Source organism: Glaciimonas sp. GG7 (assembly GCF_052976905.1).
On sequence record NZ_JBRIIQ010000054.1, the window covers coordinates 11,501 to 27,965 of the forward strand.

At 51.2% G+C, this 16,465-nt stretch carries 14 protein-coding genes; 4 read left to right on the forward strand and 10 right to left on the reverse strand.

All coding sequences use genetic code 11. From position 1 onward, the window contains the following. Positions 1–61: 61 nt before the first annotated feature. The 3 genes from ACVBEF_RS13300 to ACVBEF_RS13310 are packed head-to-tail and all read left to right on the forward strand — an operon-like array spanning position 62 to position 5,041. Entirely contained in the window at positions 62–2,578 is a 2,517-nt protein-coding gene (locus ACVBEF_RS13300; protein WP_447124426.1) for an EAL domain-containing protein, read from the forward strand. Between the two features lie 13 nt (positions 2,579–2,591). After that, a complete protein-coding gene (locus tag ACVBEF_RS13305) occupies positions 2,592–2,843 on the forward strand; it encodes a hypothetical protein (RefSeq protein ID WP_447124427.1) in 252 nt (83 codons plus the stop codon). Positions 2,844–2,848: 5 nt separating this feature from the next. Continuing rightward, positions 2,849–5,041, forward strand: a complete 2,193-nt coding sequence (locus tag ACVBEF_RS13310) for a diguanylate cyclase domain-containing protein (RefSeq protein ID WP_447124428.1) — start codon at positions 2,849–2,851, stop codon at positions 5,039–5,041. A gap of 126 nt (positions 5,042–5,167) precedes the next feature. Here the strand turns inward: ACVBEF_RS13310 and ACVBEF_RS13315 are convergent, their stop codons facing one another. From ACVBEF_RS13315 to ACVBEF_RS13340, 6 genes are all read right to left on the reverse strand, one after another. Then, positions 5,168–5,827 (reverse strand): DUF2076 domain-containing protein, encoded by a 660-nt coding sequence (locus ACVBEF_RS13315; RefSeq protein WP_447124429.1) that lies wholly within the window; start codon positions 5,825–5,827, stop codon positions 5,168–5,170. A 431-nt stretch (positions 5,828–6,258) separates the two neighbouring features. Beyond that, entirely contained in the window at positions 6,259–7,866 is a 1,608-nt protein-coding gene (gene ahpF, locus ACVBEF_RS13320; RefSeq protein ID WP_447124430.1) for an alkyl hydroperoxide reductase subunit F, read from the reverse strand. 71 nt (positions 7,867–7,937) lie between these two features. Then, positions 7,938–8,501: an alkyl hydroperoxide reductase subunit C gene (ahpC, locus tag ACVBEF_RS13325; protein WP_447124431.1), complete on the reverse strand. Its 564-nt coding sequence runs from the start codon at positions 8,499–8,501 to the stop codon at positions 7,938–7,940. A gap of 275 nt (positions 8,502–8,776) precedes the next feature. Continuing rightward, a complete protein-coding gene (locus tag ACVBEF_RS13330) occupies positions 8,777–9,262 on the reverse strand; it encodes a nuclear transport factor 2 family protein (RefSeq protein WP_447124432.1) in 486 nt (161 codons plus the stop codon). A gap of 9 nt (positions 9,263–9,271) precedes the next feature. Further along, entirely contained in the window at positions 9,272–9,958 is a 687-nt protein-coding gene (locus ACVBEF_RS13335) for a glutathione S-transferase family protein (protein ID WP_447124433.1), read from the reverse strand. A gap of 145 nt (positions 9,959–10,103) precedes the next feature. Continuing rightward, positions 10,104–10,727, reverse strand: coding sequence for a flavin reductase family protein (locus tag ACVBEF_RS13340; RefSeq protein ID WP_447124434.1), 624 nt, complete (start codon positions 10,725–10,727; stop codon positions 10,104–10,106). Between the two features lie 218 nt (positions 10,728–10,945). Between ACVBEF_RS13340 and ACVBEF_RS13345 the strand changes: the two genes are divergently transcribed. Continuing rightward, positions 10,946–11,641, forward strand: coding sequence for a haloacid dehalogenase type II (locus ACVBEF_RS13345; protein ID WP_447124435.1), 696 nt, complete (start codon positions 10,946–10,948; stop codon positions 11,639–11,641). On the opposite strand, the gene ACVBEF_RS13350 is transcribed toward ACVBEF_RS13345, so the two are convergent. The 4 genes from ACVBEF_RS13350 to ACVBEF_RS13365 all read right to left on the reverse strand — a co-directional run. After that, on the reverse strand, positions 11,628–14,624 hold the full coding sequence (locus ACVBEF_RS13350; protein ID WP_447124436.1) for a putative bifunctional diguanylate cyclase/phosphodiesterase: 2,997 nt from the start codon (positions 14,622–14,624) through the stop codon (positions 11,628–11,630). The genes ACVBEF_RS13345 and ACVBEF_RS13350 overlap by 14 nt on opposite strands. A 260-nt stretch (positions 14,625–14,884) precedes the next feature. Next, on the reverse strand, positions 14,885–15,394 hold the full coding sequence (locus ACVBEF_RS13355; protein WP_447124437.1) for a DUF1993 domain-containing protein: 510 nt from the start codon (positions 15,392–15,394) through the stop codon (positions 14,885–14,887). A 132-nt stretch (positions 15,395–15,526) separates the two neighbouring features. Then, positions 15,527–15,925, reverse strand: a complete 399-nt coding sequence (locus tag ACVBEF_RS13360) for a hypothetical protein (RefSeq protein WP_447124438.1) — start codon at positions 15,923–15,925, stop codon at positions 15,527–15,529. A 195-nt stretch (positions 15,926–16,120) separates the two neighbouring features. Beyond that, on the reverse strand, positions 16,121–16,465 hold a 345-nt coding region (locus tag ACVBEF_RS13365), incomplete at its 5' end, for an SDR family NAD(P)-dependent oxidoreductase (RefSeq protein ID WP_447124439.1).

Below are 16,465 nucleotides of genomic sequence, written 5' to 3' on the forward strand. Positions count from 1 at the left end.
TAACGAGATGATGGTTTCGTCTATCCGGCTAGCTTGGATTGATGTTTAAAGGGATTTATTAATGCCGATTTTCTGGAATGGCTATTTGATAGCGTTATCGGTTTTTGTGGCATTTTTCGGCGCATTTTCAACACTTTCGCATGTGGAGAATATGCGTGAAAGTACCGGAAGAGCAGCATTTTTATGGATGATAAGCGGTGCGGTAACGTTGGGCGTGGCAGTCTGGTCGATGCATTTTATCGGCATGTTGGCATTCCATTTGCCGATAGCGATCGCTTATGATTTTAAGCTCACTTTATTTTCTATCATCCCCGCTATCGCTGGCACGCTAGCGGGATTTGTGTTGATACAAAACCAGGATTTGTATTTAAAACGGCTTGTCAGTGCCGGGGTGGTCATGGGGTTGGGTATAGCCGCGATGCACTATACCGGCATGGCGGCACTGAAAATGCAGCCTGCGATTAATTATGATCCGTTGATATTTTTAGCATCGATTCTCATTGCCATCATTGCCGCTACCGGCGCTTTACTCATCGCTTTTGGCGATGGCACGAAAAAAAGACCGCTCTATCTGAAACAACAGGTATTAGGCGCGATGGTGATGGGTGGCGCAGTTGCTGCCATGCACTATACGGCGATGGCTGGGGCAAACTTTTCTATCGATAGTTTTTGCGCTGTCAACGGTACGACGATTGATCGCACGCTGCTCGCTTTGATCGTCACTTGCCTGGTCATGCTGCTCTTTAGCGCTGGCTCGCTGGCGAGTTTATTGGAGCGCGGTATTGTCCTGGAGCGATTACGGCAAGCGCATGCCAGTTTAAAAATGCACAGCCATCAGCTTCAGCAGGTTGAGGATAAATTATCCGGGATACTTGATTCCATTCCTATGGTGATCTGGTCCGTTACTCCTACCCATGAATTGCTGTATATGAATCCGGCTGCAGACTATATTTATGGTCGACCAGTCGCCGATTTTGTGGCCGATCGGACGATGTGGTCGCGCATTGTCCATCCCGACGATTACAGTCTGGTAATGGGGTGGCTCTCGCGGGTATTGGTCGGTGAGCCGCAAACCTTGGAATATCGGATTGTCCGACCGAGCGGCGAGATACGCTGGTTGGAAGATCGTGCCAGAACAGTGCGCGATAAAAAAGGTAACACCCTGCGCTTAGACGGCGTGGCCACTGATATTTCGGAACGCAAGGCAAGCGACGAACGGATCGAATATCTGGCCAGCTACGATGATTTGACCGGTCTGCCTAACCGCAATTTTTTGATCACCCGCCTACAACAGGCCTTGATGCATGCGCGTCGTTCGGGACGAAAACTGGCCCTGTTGTTTCTTAATATCGATCGTTTTAAGAGTATTAACGATAATTTCGGCCATTCCTTTGGCGACAATCTACTCAAAGAATTTGCCGACAGACTGACATCGATATTGCGTGCAGGTGAGACCTTAGCGCGCATGGGCAGTGATGAGTTTGTGATTATTTTAGAGGATATTCGTGAGCCGGAAAGTGCCGGGCAGCTAGCGTTAAGAGTGCTCAAGGCATTTGAGTTGCCATTGTCTTCCAGCGGACATGACTTGAGCCTGAGCCTGAGCATGAGCATTGGTGTGAGTATCTACCCTGAAGATGGCGATGATCCTGATGTATTGCTCAAACACGCCGACGTTGCGATGTATTTGGCCAAAGATCAGGAGGGGGGCAATTGTTTTCAATGCTACACCCCGGAGATGGGGAACAAAGTGATAGAAAAAGTGCGGCTTGAACATGCTTTGCACCATGCACTTCAAAACGATGAATTTGTTTTGCATTATCAGCCTCAGATCGATTTAAAAACCGGACACATCAAAAGCGTTGAAGCGCTGATTCGCTGGAATAATCCTGAGCTTGGTTTTATCGCACCGGGATACTTCATCCCTATCGCTGAGAAAACCGGGTTGATTATTCCCATCGGTGAGTGGGTGCTAAAGACGGCTTGTGCGCAGGTGAGTGCCTGGCTTGGTGAGGGATTTCAGCTGACGGTCGCGGTCAATGTGTCGAGCCGACAGCTTCAGCAAAAAAATATGCCACTCATGGTGCAATCGGTGTTGGCCAATACCGGTCTGGCCCCGGCCTGTCTGGAACTGGAGCTGACCGAAAGTATGTTGATGAATGATTCTGAGGCCACTATTGGGATCTTGCATCAACTTAAAACGATAGGCGTAAAGATGTCGATAGATGACTTTGGTACCGGGTTTTCAAGTCTGAGTTATCTGACCCGGTTTCCGATTGATATCATTAAGATCGATCAATCCTTCATCGCCAATCTTGATAAAAAGCCAGAAGCTGCATCAATCATTCTCACTGTTATTGCACTGGCCAATGCGCTTGGTCTTAAAAATTTTGCAGAGGGCGTAGAGACGGCTGAGCAACTCGAATTTTTGCGCGCCAACGGATGCGATGCGATTCAAGGATATTATTTTAGCCGTCCATTACCGGCACATGAAATGCGCGCACTGCTGCGCCTGGGAGCAAGTCTGGACCTTGGAAAAATAGCCTGTTCCAGTCCTGCTCTTCAGAGGATTCGACGTTAATAGACGGATGCTTATGCCGCCATATTGCATCATCGCCACTCTGGCGTTGCTGGCTTCGTGCAAGCTGTTGAGTGCGTGCATTCGCAACAATACATCGGATACCGTTCCTGCTAGCACGGTCGTGGAAAGTCTTTTATGGCTTCCTGGTGCAATTGTCACGCGCCGATTTTTTAGTGGTTTGGCCAAAAAATCAATGGACTATTTGCTCACCTCGCCGGTAGTCGATTGCATCGGAAAAATGGGCTTTGTCCCGTATCAGGAATGATTGCTTTGTCCTCCATTAAAGCCCAATTGTGGCGAAAAATAAGACATATTTTTAGCATTGGTTCATTGACTTTGCGCGTCTGTCTGGTCGCGGGATTTGGCGTTGTGCTTGGTCTGTTTTTTTTGGTGGCGGCGCTGGCGATTGTCGGCGAACGCACTACCGTTGACGATTTCAATCACTTGCTTGAGGTTGATGTCAAAACAGCGGTATTAAGCCAAAAGAGCATTGTTTCCATGATGAACGCACGTCGCTATGAAAAAGCGTTTTTGATGACGTATCACGAATTCGGTTTTGAGGAAACCAAGTCGCGCTATGTGATGCTGTTGCAGGCAGAGCTTGCTGCTGCACGTATTTCGTTAGCCCAGATGCGTCAACTGGTAGGCAATCCTGATGCGGTACAACAAATTGCGCATGTTGCAGAGGCGATCGATCACTATGAAACAGATTTTCTTGCCGTGGTCGAACTGCATGGACAGTTGGGGTATATCGACTCTGGACTGGAAGGGGAGTTTCGCGACACGGCCGACCACATTGAAGCATTGATAAATAAGACCGCTGATCCTGAGCTCATGATCGCTTTTCTGACACTGCGTCGATACGAAAAGAATTATGTATTACGTACACGGGAGATCGATAGTCGGGCTGCGGAAACGGCGCTCGTGGAATTTAAAAAAGCGGTGTCGGTTGGTATCAAAGGTAACCGCGGTAGCCAACTGATCGCATTGGCAGATGTCTATGGTGCACGGTTTCGGGCATATGTCGACACGATGCATCAAATCGATGTCAAAAATAGTCGCTATCTGGCAGCTGCACAGACGATAGAGCCGTATCTGGAGCATTTGCATACCAATGCATTAGCTAAAAGTGAAATAGCGCGCGCGATCATCGGCAAAAAAGCACACCGCACCGAAGTATTGATTGAGGTGGGCGCACTGATTGCTGTTGTGTTGGGATTGGCTGTTGCATTGGCGGTATCGTGGCGCATAACGACATCGATTCGCGAGACGATGACGTTTGCTAAACGTATCGCCGCTGGTGATCTGCGCACGCGTTCGGCCTCTGAAGGGCAAGATGAATTTGCCGTACTCGGCCACTCCCTCAATCATATGGCGAGTGCCCTGCAAGATGCGATTCGGTCGCGCGAGCTGCGGGCCTTTGAGCTAGAGGGGATTAACGCCGAGTTACACAATGGCATTGTGGCCCGCGAACAAGCCGAAAAAGACTTGCGCTTAGCCAATGCGGAGTTGGAGCAGCGCGTACTTGGACGCACCGCAGAGCTTGCCAAGAGTGAAGCTCGGTTCCGCAGTTTGGCCGACTTGTCGTCCGATTGGTACTGGGAGCAGGACGAAGAATTCCGTTTTGTCGCCTTGACCAATGGGCTGAACGTACCGGCGATCCGAAGCGGCGTTACGGGTCATGACTTTATCGGTAAGACACGCTGGGAAACGCCGATTTCGCTCACGCCTGAACAATGGGCGGCCCATAAGGCAGTGTTGCATGCACATCAGCAATTTTCGGATTTTGAATTTTCTGTGCAGCGTGAAAATCTTAGACCGCAGTGGATGAGCGTATCGGGCGATCCGCAGTTTGATGAACATGGCACTTTTACCGGTTATCACGGGGTTGGAAAAGATATTACTGAGCGTAAGGAAATCGATGAACGCATCAAGCATCTTTCATTACACGATGTCCTCACCGGCTTGCCCAACCGTGCGCTGTTACAAGATCGCTTGCACCAGGCGTTGACCTATGCGGATCGCTATTCGCACGCGGTATGGGTCTTGTTTATCGACCTTGATAACTTTAAGGAGGTCAACGACACGTTCGGGCACAAAGCCGGGGACAAGGTCCTCAGTTCGGTAGCGAAACGATTGCAGTCTGCCGTACGCGAAAGCGACACCGTGGCACGGTTAGGGGGAGATGAATTTCTTTTGGTCTTGGCCGAACGTACAAATGGCAAGGAAATTTTGACCGCTGTCGAACGCGTCATGAAAAGAATGGCGGTCCCGCTGACGGTCAATGGGACAGAGATATTGCTCGGTTGCAGCATTGGCGTGGCGACCTATCCCAAGGATGGTGCAGACGCTAATACATTGATTGAGTGTGCGGATACGGCAATGTATTGGGCCAAACAAAGCGGACGTAATAATGTGAGATTTTACGAAGTGCCGGTGCAGAAAAAATGTATTGATGCGTAATGTTGCGATGATCTGACGCTTGTGGTCGTTCAACGTTGTATATCGTCCGACAGGCTGCCAGGCTCCTTTGAACAACTGCATGGGGGGAGGTGAATTTCTTCCCCCATGCTTATTTGCAGCTGCTCATTAAACGACCGAAGAGTCATCGTCGCTGCTGTCATAGCTAGTCGTGTCGTCCGTACTTTGGTTGTCATCGTTGGAATTGTCGCTCGAACTATCCCCGTAATAATTATTGATGGTCGTGTTTTCTACTGGCGCAGATGTTGGCATCATCCCGGCTTGATTCATCATTCCCGCACCGCTGTTGGGGTGCATCAAATGTTCAATTCCCTGAAATAAGAACGCACCGCCAGCCACGCCTGCTGCGGTTGCCGCAACAGTGCCGAGTACGTTGCCCATGCCGCCGCCAAAGAAGCCCGGTGCGGCTGCTGGCGCTTGATTTTGCATCAACGGCGCTTGCATAGGCGCAGTCGGCATCACCATCGGGGCCGCCGGGCGGGCAGCCGCCGTTGGGCTGTTGCCCCACGCATTGACGTCTAGAAAACTACTGACCGGCGCTGGCTGCATCGTTTGTATCTGATGTTGTAGCGCTGTAATTTGCGTCTTTGCGGTAGCCAGTGCCTGATCCATTAGCAGGGCGCGTTGTACCAAAAGATAGGCTGCGTCAGGTTGTTGCCCGACGGCACTGATAATCAGTGCCTCGGCTTGCGGGTCTTTTGCAACGCCGCGTACGGCAACGAGTTGGGTTAAAAAATCTTGCAGAGGTTGGGTTTCTTGTGGGGTCATTATGGTTGCTCCTGGCAACGAAGAAAAAGTGAGAAAGGCTGATCGACATTATCCCCCTTTCGATCAGACGATGGATGCGATGGCTGGTTTTTGTTATTCGTTGCCATTGGGAAATTTCACCCCTTTTAATATCCCGGGATGATCTGTGATTCAGGCATAAAAAAAGCCGCTTCGAGCAGAGCGGCTTGCAGGATTGCATTGTCTTTGCCAATCAACGTCAATTTCTTTATTTTATTCTTAGAAAAATGATTTCAGGATGAGGGTTGTTGTGCCAGCAATGATCAGGCCTGTCATCCATTGAAGCCAAGTTATTCCATCGTGTAATTTTTCAAATTTTGCGTCGATATCACGCTTCATTTGGAACGATTTACAAACAAAAACCGCCAGGCTAGCCCGGCGGTTTTTTACTTAATGTCCGACAACCAAAGTAGTTATTCAGCCAGCGCAACTTCTTCTACAGCGCTCGCTGATGTCATATCTTCTTCATCATCAAACGAAGACCGGATCAGGTGATCAAAAGCGCCCAACGATGCTTTTGCACCTTCGCCCACAGCAATGACGATCTGCTTGAATGGCACCGTGGTGACGTCGCCTGCGGCAAATACGCCGGGGATCGAGGTCTGGCCTTTGGCATCGATTTCAATTTCGCCGTGACGCGATAAAGCGATCGTGCCTTTGAGCCATTCAGTGTTGGGCACCAGACCGATTTGAACGAATACGCCTTCTAGCTCCACCTTTTTGGTTTCGCCGGAAATCCGATCGGTATAGATCAAACCGTTGACTTTTTTGCCGTCACCGGTAATTTCAGTCGTTTGCGCCGAAGTGTGAATGACCACGTTAGACAGGCTTTTCAGTTTGCGGACCAAGACGGCATCGGCACGCAGCTCTGCGCCGAATTCAATCAAGGTGACGTGGCCGACGATACCTGCCAGATCAATGGCGGCTTCGACGCCGGAGTTACCGCCACCGACGACCGCTACGCGCTTGCCTTTAAACAGCGGGCCGTCGCAATGCGGGCAATACGCTACGCCGTGGTTGCGGTATTGCTGCTCGCCGGGAACGTTGATTTCTCTCCAACGTGCGCCGGTTGCCAGAATCACGGTTTTACTTTTCAGAATCGCGCCGCTGGCGGTTTTGATTTCGATCAGCTTGCCTGGCTTGAGGCTGTCAGCCCGTTGCAGATTCATGATATCGACTTCGTACGATTTGACGTGCTGTTCTAATGCGACGGCAAAATGCGGGCCATCGGTAGCTTGCACGGAGACAAAATTTTCAATCCCCAATGTGTCGAGAACCTGACCGCCAAAGCGCTCAGCTAAGACGCCGGTACGGATACCTTTGCGTGCTGCATAAATGGCTGCAGCTGCACCAGCAGGGCCGCCGCCGACGATCAAGACGTCGAATACTTCTTTGGTGCTGAGTTGCGCGGCTTGACGGGCGGATGCGCCGCTGTCGAGTTTGGCGAGGATTTCTTCTACGCCGGAACGACCTTGACCGAATACTTCACCGTTCATGTACATGGTCGGCACAGCCATGATCTGGCGTGTCTCAACTTCTTTTTGAAACAGCGCGCCGTCAATAGTCACGGTGCGGATACGTGGGTTGATGATGGACATGACATTGAGCGCTTGCACGACTTCAGGGCAGCTCTGACATGACAGGGAAATATAGGTTTCAAACTGGTAGTCGCCATCCAGATTGCGGATTTGTTCGATCGTTGCTTCGTCGAGCTTGACCGGGTGGCCACCGACTTGCAGCAGCGCTAACACCAGTGAGGTGAATTCATGGCCTAACGGGATACCGGCAAAGCGCACGCTGATATCGGTACCGGGGCGGTTAATGCTGAAGGATGGCTTGCGCTCATCGTCATCGGTTTTTTCAACGAGCGAAATCTTGCTGCTCAACAGAAGGATTTCCTGGAGCATGGCCTGGAGTTCGCGCGATTTATCGCTATCATCAAGAGACGCTATGATCTCAATGGGCATCACGACCTTTTCCAAATAGGTTTTCAACTGGGCTTTGAGAGTTGCATCTAGCATGACTTTTTTTCCATTCCAAAAAATTTGTGAAGCCAACAGGGAGAATTCCCCGTCGGCGTCTATCTTGCTATTTAGATCTTGCCAACCAAATCAAGCGATGGTGTCAATGTAGCTGCGCCTTCAGTCCATTTTGCCGGGCAAACTTCACCTGGATGGGCTGCGACGTATTGCGCTGCTTTAACTTTACGCATCAGTTCTGAAGCGTCGCGGCCGATACCGTTGTCATGCACTTCCAGGACCTTGATCTGGCCTTCTGGATTGATGACAAAAGTACCGCGCAGTGCCATACCGTCTTCTTCGATCATGACTTCAAAATTGCGTGACAGCGTGCCAGTAGGATCGCCGATCAGTGCAATATGCACTTTGCTGATGGCTTCTGAAGTGTCGTGCCATGCTTTGTGAGCGAAGTGGCTGTCGGTCGATACGCCGTAGACTTCAACGCCCATTTTCTGGAACTCGGCGTGGTGGTCAGCCAAGTCTTCTAATTCTGTAGGGCAAACAAAAGTGAAGTCAGCAGGGTAAAACATCACGATAGACCACTTGCCCAATAAGGACTGTTCTGTCACTTCAATGAACTTACCGTTTTGGTAGGCTTGTGCTTTAAATGGCTTAACTTTTGAGTTAATCAAAGACATTGTGTTTTTCCTTTTAAGGGGTTGTGAATTGGTATTACTGGAGTGTAGGGAGTTTCGATCGATATGTAAAATTAATTATTAAATTGTATTCAATTAATTTTAACTATCGATGTTTGCTGCTGATGTGTGTGACTAGGTAAGTTTGTCCTTTCATCTTTTGGCTGTGAAGGCCATAGACAACGATTGTTGAAAACGGTTTTTGAAAAATGTTGCACGCTGATATAAAAAGCCGTTTCAAAATAGAAACGGCTTTTCAGGGAACGACGATATTGACATCAAAGTCCCAGATCGCTAAGGCTGGCATGATCATCCGGACGGCGCCCCAACGGCCAATGAAACAGGCGCTCGGTTTCTTTGATCGGCAGATCGTTGATACTGGCGTGTCGCACGGCCATCAAACCATCGGCGTCGAACTCCCAATTTTCATTACCGTAAGAGCGAAACCAGTTACCGGCATCGTCATGCCATTCGTACGCAAAACGTACGGCGATACGATTGTCGGCAAAGGCCCACAGTTCTTTGATCAGGCGATAGTCTAGCTCTCGGTTCCATTTGCGGGTGAGTAGCTCGAAAATCTCTTTGCGGCCGGTGATGAATTCGGCTCTGTTGCGCCAGGTACTGTCGACCGTGTAGGCCAAAGCAACCCGTTCCGGGTCGCGCGTATTCCAGCCATCTTCGGCTGCGCGCACTTTTTGGCGGGCGGTCTCAGGTGTGAATGGCGGTAAGGGTGGCCTGGGTGCGGGTTGTGTCGGTTGTGTCATTGGAGGCTCCTAGGCAACCAGACGCGCATTCTGCGGAAACATTTGCTTGCGGGCCTCATCGTCCATCTCTGCTTTGAAGCTGAATTTGTTTTTCAATTCTTCTGCGCGTTGTGCTGCCGGACGGGCGTTGATTTCGTCCAGATGACGTTTTAGGTTCGGCAATGTTTTCCATGCATCAGCGCCGAAGATGAACGGTACGGCGCGTGCCCAGCCCCAGACTGCCATATCGACCAATGTGTAGGTGTCGCCCAGCATGTAGCGGTGCTTTGCCAGTTGCGCGTCGAGGATGGCGTAGTGGCGTTCTGCTTCGAACATATAGCGATTGACTGCGTATTCTTTTGGCGCTGGGGCAAAGTGTTTAAAGTGCACCGCCTGACCGGAATAGGGGCCAATGCCGCTGGCGACAAACATCAGCCAGGAAAGCATCTGGGCGCGTGCGGCGGGGGTGTTCTCGGGCAGGAACTGGCCGGATTTTTCGGCGAGATAAAGCAGGATGGCGTTGCTGTCGAAGACGGTCGCATCGCCGTCAACGATGGCAGGTGTTTTGGCATTCGGGTTGATCTGCATGAAGGCGGGCAAGTGCTGCTCGCCTTTGCGGGTGTCCACTGCAATGGCTTCGTACGGCAAGCCGGATTCTTCGAGGAAGAGGGCGATTTTGAGTGGGTTTGGGGACGGATGAAAATAGAATTTAATCATGCTGAAGATCCTTTTTTAGTTGTGCAGGGGAATATTGTGCGACGGTTTTGTGACGCCGCGGTGACGTTGCGCACCGCCTCTGACGATGATACACGTATCCCCACAACCCTTCAGAGGCTGCAATAAGTTGATCGAACAGGCGACCCTACCGGCTCGGACGATGCATGCGAAACAAACTTTCCGGTAGCGTCTCAAAATAATCAGCGGGTCCGCCTCCGCGCAGTATCGGTTGCGCAGCGGCAGTGCTGTAGAGGCCGTCTTCAAGTAAGGATTTGGCGATATGCACACCGACGACTTGGCCCAAGACCAGCCAGCTTTCCACTTCGAAGCCTGATACGTCGCGCAATTGGACTATCTGCGTTAAGCGACATTCAAAGGCGACCGGACTTTCGCCCACGCGAGGCGGGCGCACGATGGTCGATCCCACCGGGGTGAGTCCTGCCAGTGCAAATTCGTTGACCTCTGGGCCGACGGCGGCACAACTTTGATTCATGGCTTCGGCTAATGGGCGCGTCACTAAATTCCAGACAAATTCACCAGTGGCCTCGATGTTGTTGAGCGTGTCTTTGCGACCGATGCTGGAGAAGCCGACGATGGGCGGGGTGTAATTGAAGGCGGTGAAAAAACTATACGGTGCCAGATTGAGGCCACCTTCGGCATTTTGCGATGAAATCCAGCCGATAGGGCGCGGGCCGACTATGGCGTTGAACGGATCGTGCGGCAGGCGATGGCCTTGTGAAGGTTGGTAAAAATGGATGGCGTCGGGCATAGTCTGGAGGCGTCTTTATAGGGGAGAGTGGATACTTTTTTGCAGGAGCACCCAGAGTATCAGCAATACGATAACCTCGAGGGTGCTGTGAAAATAGTTGAAATTGGAATAATGATAATAATTATTTATGCGTTATGTAAAATATCGCGGTGAGCGAATTTGAGATGGTCCATGGTATTGTGGGGTCCAATCCAACCTCTTTTTTTTGGGAATACACAATGTCTGCATCCGCTTCAAGTCTTAGGCTTCCGGCTATTCGCGCCTGCGTTTTTGACGCCTACGGCACCTTGTTCGATGTCAATAGTGCAGCCGAACAGTCGCAAGAGATGCTAGGTGGAAAATGGCAAGCGCTGGCTGAAATCTGGCGCACCAAACAACTTCAGTACACATGGCTGCGTAGTCTGACTGGGCGCTATGCGGATTTTTGGGAGGTGACGGGCGACGCGCTCGATTTCGCGCTGGACAGCCTGGCGCTGACAGAGCCGCAATTACGAGCGCATTTAATGGGACTGTATTTGCGGCTGCGCGCTTATCCCGAGGTGGATGCGACGTTGGCGGCGTTAAAAGCCAATGGCATGCAATGCGCGATTCTGTCGAATGGTTCGTCGGCGATGTTGGACAGCGCTGTGAAGAGCGCTGGTATCGGTCATTTGCTCGATGCCGTGCTGTCGGCCGACGATGCCGGCATATTTAAGCCGCATCCGTCGGTGTATCAATTGGCGCTGGATCGGTTTGGTTTACAAGCTGATGAGATCTGTTTTGTATCCTCGAACGGCTGGGATGCGTATAGCGCCAAAGCGTTCGGTTTTCACGTGTTGTGGTGCAATCGCTTCGGGCAAGCTTCGGAAAGAGTGCCGGAGATTCCTGACGCTCAGATCGCCAGCCTTTCTGAATTGATTGCTATGGTTGGCTAATGGCTAATGGAATATTGAAATCGGCTATGTTTTCTGACGCAACTGCCATCCGATGTAGCGATTCAAACTGTTCCAGTGGTAGCGGTCTGCTAAATAAATAGCCCTGATACGCATCGCAGCCATTGTCGGCGAGGAAGTCTGTCTGCAGCACCGTTTCCACGCCTTCGGCGATCACCGCAAGGTCCAAATTTTGGGCGAGGGCCACGATGGTGCGCACAATCGCGGCATCTTTGGGGTTGGTGAGGACGTCTCTGATGAAGCTCAGATCGATTTTGAGTTGATCGAGCGGTAGTCGTTTGAGGTGGGATAGCGATGAGTAGCCGGTTCCAAAATCATCGAGCGAGAAGCGGACCCCTAAAGCCCTCAGTGCACGCATCTTGACGAGCATATCTTCCATATTATCGAGCAGCATACTTTCGGTCAGTTCGAGCTTGAGTTTGTGGGGATCGACTCCGGTGCTGCCCAGAATAGCGGCGATCTGCTGCACAAAATTCGGCTGCAAGAACTGGCGGAAGCTGACATTGACGGCCAAAGTCAGATGCGATGTTTCCGCTCGGCGCGACCAGGTTGCCAGTTGCTTGCAAGCGGTTTCTATCACCCAATGTCCAAGCGATAAAATTAATCCGGTTTCCTCGGCGGCGGCAATGAACTCGGCCGGCGGCACTAAGCCGCGTTCCGGATGTTGCCAGCGAATCAGGGCTTCGGCACCGGTCCAATGTCCGTTGCGATCTACCTGCGCCTGATAAAAGAGCACAAACTGCGCGTCTTGTTGCCCGAGTCGCAGATCGCTTTCCAGTTCGGCGCGTGCGGTGACGGCGGCCTGCATTTGTGGCTCGAAGAAGCGCAAGGTATTACGACCGGCAGACTTGGCCTGGTACATGGCAAGGTCGGCGCGTTTGAGTAAATCGTCTGCGGAGGCATGGCCGTCAAAGAGGGCGATGCCGATGCTGAGCGTACTGCGATAGACATGCTCGCCAAGTTGATAGGGCAAGTTGAGATGCGTGAGGATTTTTTCGCCAATGACTTCTGCTTGCAGGGCTGCTTCTTCACTGTTGGTACTGAGTTCATTGATCATGACAACAAATTCATCGCCGCCCTGACGCGCCACGGTGTCTGCTGCACGTACGCAACTGACCAGGCGGTTGGCGACTTGTTGCAGCAAGAGATCGCCCTTGTCGTGGCCGAGGGTGTCGTTAATGATTTTAAAGTTATCCAGATCGATGAATAACAATGCACTGAGTTCTTTGTGGCGGGTGTTTCTCGCCACCACGAGTTGCAGTCGGTCGATCAGGAGTCGCCGATTGGGCAGGCACGTGAGTTGGTCATAGAAGGCTAATTGCCAGATGGCGTCTTCGGCTGCTTTACGTCCAATGAATTGGCCAATCTGCAAACCGATGGAACGTGTCACGTCGAGTAGTGCAGCATCGGACTTGCGACTATCTCGGGCATAGAATTTCATGACGCCGTAGAGCTCTGTACCAATCTTGATCGGGAATGCAAATGCACTGCGCAGTCCGGCTTTGGCCGCGGTGCCAGAGGATAGCGAAACAGATGTATCAGATGGATGCTCTGGTTTAGAGATGTCGGCGATCCAGATCGGCTCGTCCTTGTTCCAGACACGTTGAATCAATTCTGTTTCTCCCACTGTCGTGCCGGCTTGCTTATCCTGGGCCACAAACGCCATTACCTCGTCTAAAGCTACGCTCCATCCAGCGCTGTACTGTAAGCGTTGCTCTGCTTTGTCCCACTGCCAGCAGATGCCGCAGTCCCACTCCAGCATTTCGCACATGGTCTGAATGATTTTCGGGATGGCCAGGCTAAGGGTGTCGGATTGGGCCAGTAAGAGCGTTACAGCATGCTCCATTGCCTGACGCTGCTCGATCCCTTTCTGTGCACTGATATCCCTGCGTATGCCGACAATGCCGCCATTACGTGTGTGCTGCTCGTTGGCATGAAACCAACGGCCATCGCCCAGTTGGAACATGCTTGGTTCAGGTTCGGGTTGGCGATGACGGCGGATGCGTTCGATGATCCAGGCTTCGCGGTTCCCTTCAAAGGCCGCCTCGATGACTTCTCCTTTGTCTAACGATAAGCGGACCAGATCTTCAAAGCGCATGCCTGCGATGTCTTCGAAATGAGAAAAAGAGGTAAAACTCTGAACATATTTGCGGTTGCATAAAACGAGATGATCTTCCGCGTTGAACAGGGCGAAGGCGTCGGCCATGCTTTCGATGGCATCAACTAGCGTGGCGCGTGCCGCAGAGGCTTCATCGTGCGCCAGGATGAGCGCTGCTTTTTGCGCCGCTAAATCCAGATTGTTTTGGCGCAATCGGCTGCGTAATTTGCTGATAAAGCCACCCATCATCGCGAACCAGGGCAGGGTCAGGGCAAGTGACATCCATTGCAGCAATTCAAGCGGCAAATTCAGAGAGTGCCGCTTGAATTGCCACAGCAAGCCGATGACCGCAGCGTAGCCAGTCAAAATCCCGGCAGCACACCGGATTAACGCCCGGCTCGATAGTTGCAACACGCTAAACAGAAAGGCCATCATCAGGAGAATGACGAATACAGGCCGTCCCCCGTCGGCTGCGTACATCGTGTACAGAATAACGAGGGTGGTTGCCGACATTTGGTGAATGGCGAGATTCGGATCGCTAAACTTGAGATTGAATCCGCTACGGAACAGGCTGTAAAAAATGAGAATTGCCAGTAGAACGAGGGCGGCGCTTTGCAAGAACGCGGCACCGGATAAAACGCCTTCCACATAGCAGGCGAACATCAGGCAGATTGCCAGCAAAGATGTGCCTGCAGCCATATAGAAGCGGCGCATACGTAGCGCTTGCGGATCCCTTGGACGCACTGAAAAGAGGCTGCTGGAAGCAGGCGAATGTAAGTTAGGCCCTGCTTGCCGGGGTGACACGGTTTCCCGTGTGCTTAGCCCTTCCAGCGTCGGCTGCTGCAGCGGATGGACTGTCTTCAACATATTATATGGAATTAGGTAGCGCCTCATAGTCTGAATGCGCATAGTCGATTGCTTAAACATGTTGCTTATAGGCAGATATTACCGTTTTATACATGCTTCGTCATTATGAAATATACGCATTGTTATTGATATTTTTATGTTTAGCATTTCAGTTGAATTTACGCAGCACCCATAAAAAACGCGACCCGGAGGTCGCGTGAAGACGAATTATATAAATTGGGCAATAAATTAATTGCTTAATTCATTGCTAAATTTATTACTTAATAAGCACCCATAAAATCACGCTTGCCAATTTCAACGCCATTGTGGCGCAGAATATCGTACGAAGTCGTCACATGGAAAAAGAACTGCGGCAAACCGTATTGCAGCAGATACGTTTGGCCGGTCAGTTTTTTCTCTTTTGGTGTACCCGGACGCAAGACGATTTCCATCGTGTCACTGCCGTGCATTTGCGCTTCTGTCAGGCCGTCGATGAATGCCAGCGTTTTCGCGATGCGTGCTTGTAATTCGGTAAAGGTCTGCTCGTTGTCGTCATATGCCGGAACATCGATACCGGCCAGGCGGGAGGAGACGCTTTTGGCAAAATCAGCAGCAATTTGCACCTGACGGGTCAGCGCAAACATGTCTGGAAACAGGCGTGCTTGCAGAAACGCGTTTGGATCGATTTTCTTTTCGGTGGCGTGCGTTTCTGCGATGGTCAGAACATTGCTTAGCGCGCTGAGGATTTGTTTGAAAACAGGAACGGATGAGGAGTACATTGAAATAGTCATTTAGAGGCTCTTGGTGGTAAAGGCTGTGAAATTCAGTCGATTTGACGTGGCGAAAGTATATACGTTTAGCCCGGCTTGTGAAAAATCAGCCCTGATTTGACCAGTAGTCTCTCCTGGTACAGCCTCACCCCTCTAATAGGATGAATCGTCTGGTCTAACCCGTAGCCATCCGCTTGGGCAGCGTTGAACATCAGGGTAGTAACCGGCTGGGCTCCTGCAGTAATAACTGTAATCTGCGTCTGCGCTTGGCTGAATATAGATTAATTGGTTGTCATAGGGATATACCCCGTCATAAAAGAACGGTGCAAAGAAGAATGGGCCGCCATCAATGAACACGCGATGACCGCGAAAATCGCGGAAGAATCTGCCATCGTGGTGTCCCCGATCTCCATGAAACTGTCCATTTTCATGGAATTGGGCTCCACCATTCCCATGAAATCCACCGCCGCCTGAGTGTTGTGCGATCGCCAGACTACTTCCTAACGACAACATTAGCGCTGTCAGCCATAAAAAAACTGCTTTCTTTTTCATGTCATCACCTCATTGGAAATTGCTTTTGAGTCTTGTTTGACTCTTATTCCCTCCTCATTTTTAGTCTAGGAGAGCCGCGCAAAATCACTAATACAAGTTGGTAATGCTTGTGACAATTTGTATCGTAAATGGAGGGGATGATGGAGGCTGGAGCAGGTACAGGACGCATTGCCGAATGCGTCCTGAGGTGGTCACTTAGATAGCAACGCCGCCCGATATCTCGATACGCTGCGCATTAATCCAGCGGTTATCCTCGGAGAGCAAGGCTGCGACGGCTGCGCCGATATCATCGGGCAATCCGACCCGTCCGAGTGCGGTCTGGCTGGCAATACCTGCCTTTACCTGCGGGTTGTCACGCACGGCACCACCGCGGAAATCGGTTTCGACCGCACCTGGTGCCACGGTATTGACGGCGATGCCGCGCTCGCCAAGTTCTTGGGCCATGTAGCGCGTGAGGACCTCAAGCCCGCCCTTCATGGCTGCATAGGCTGCGTATCCAGGATAGGAAAAGCGGGTCAGGCCCGTGGATATGTTGACGAT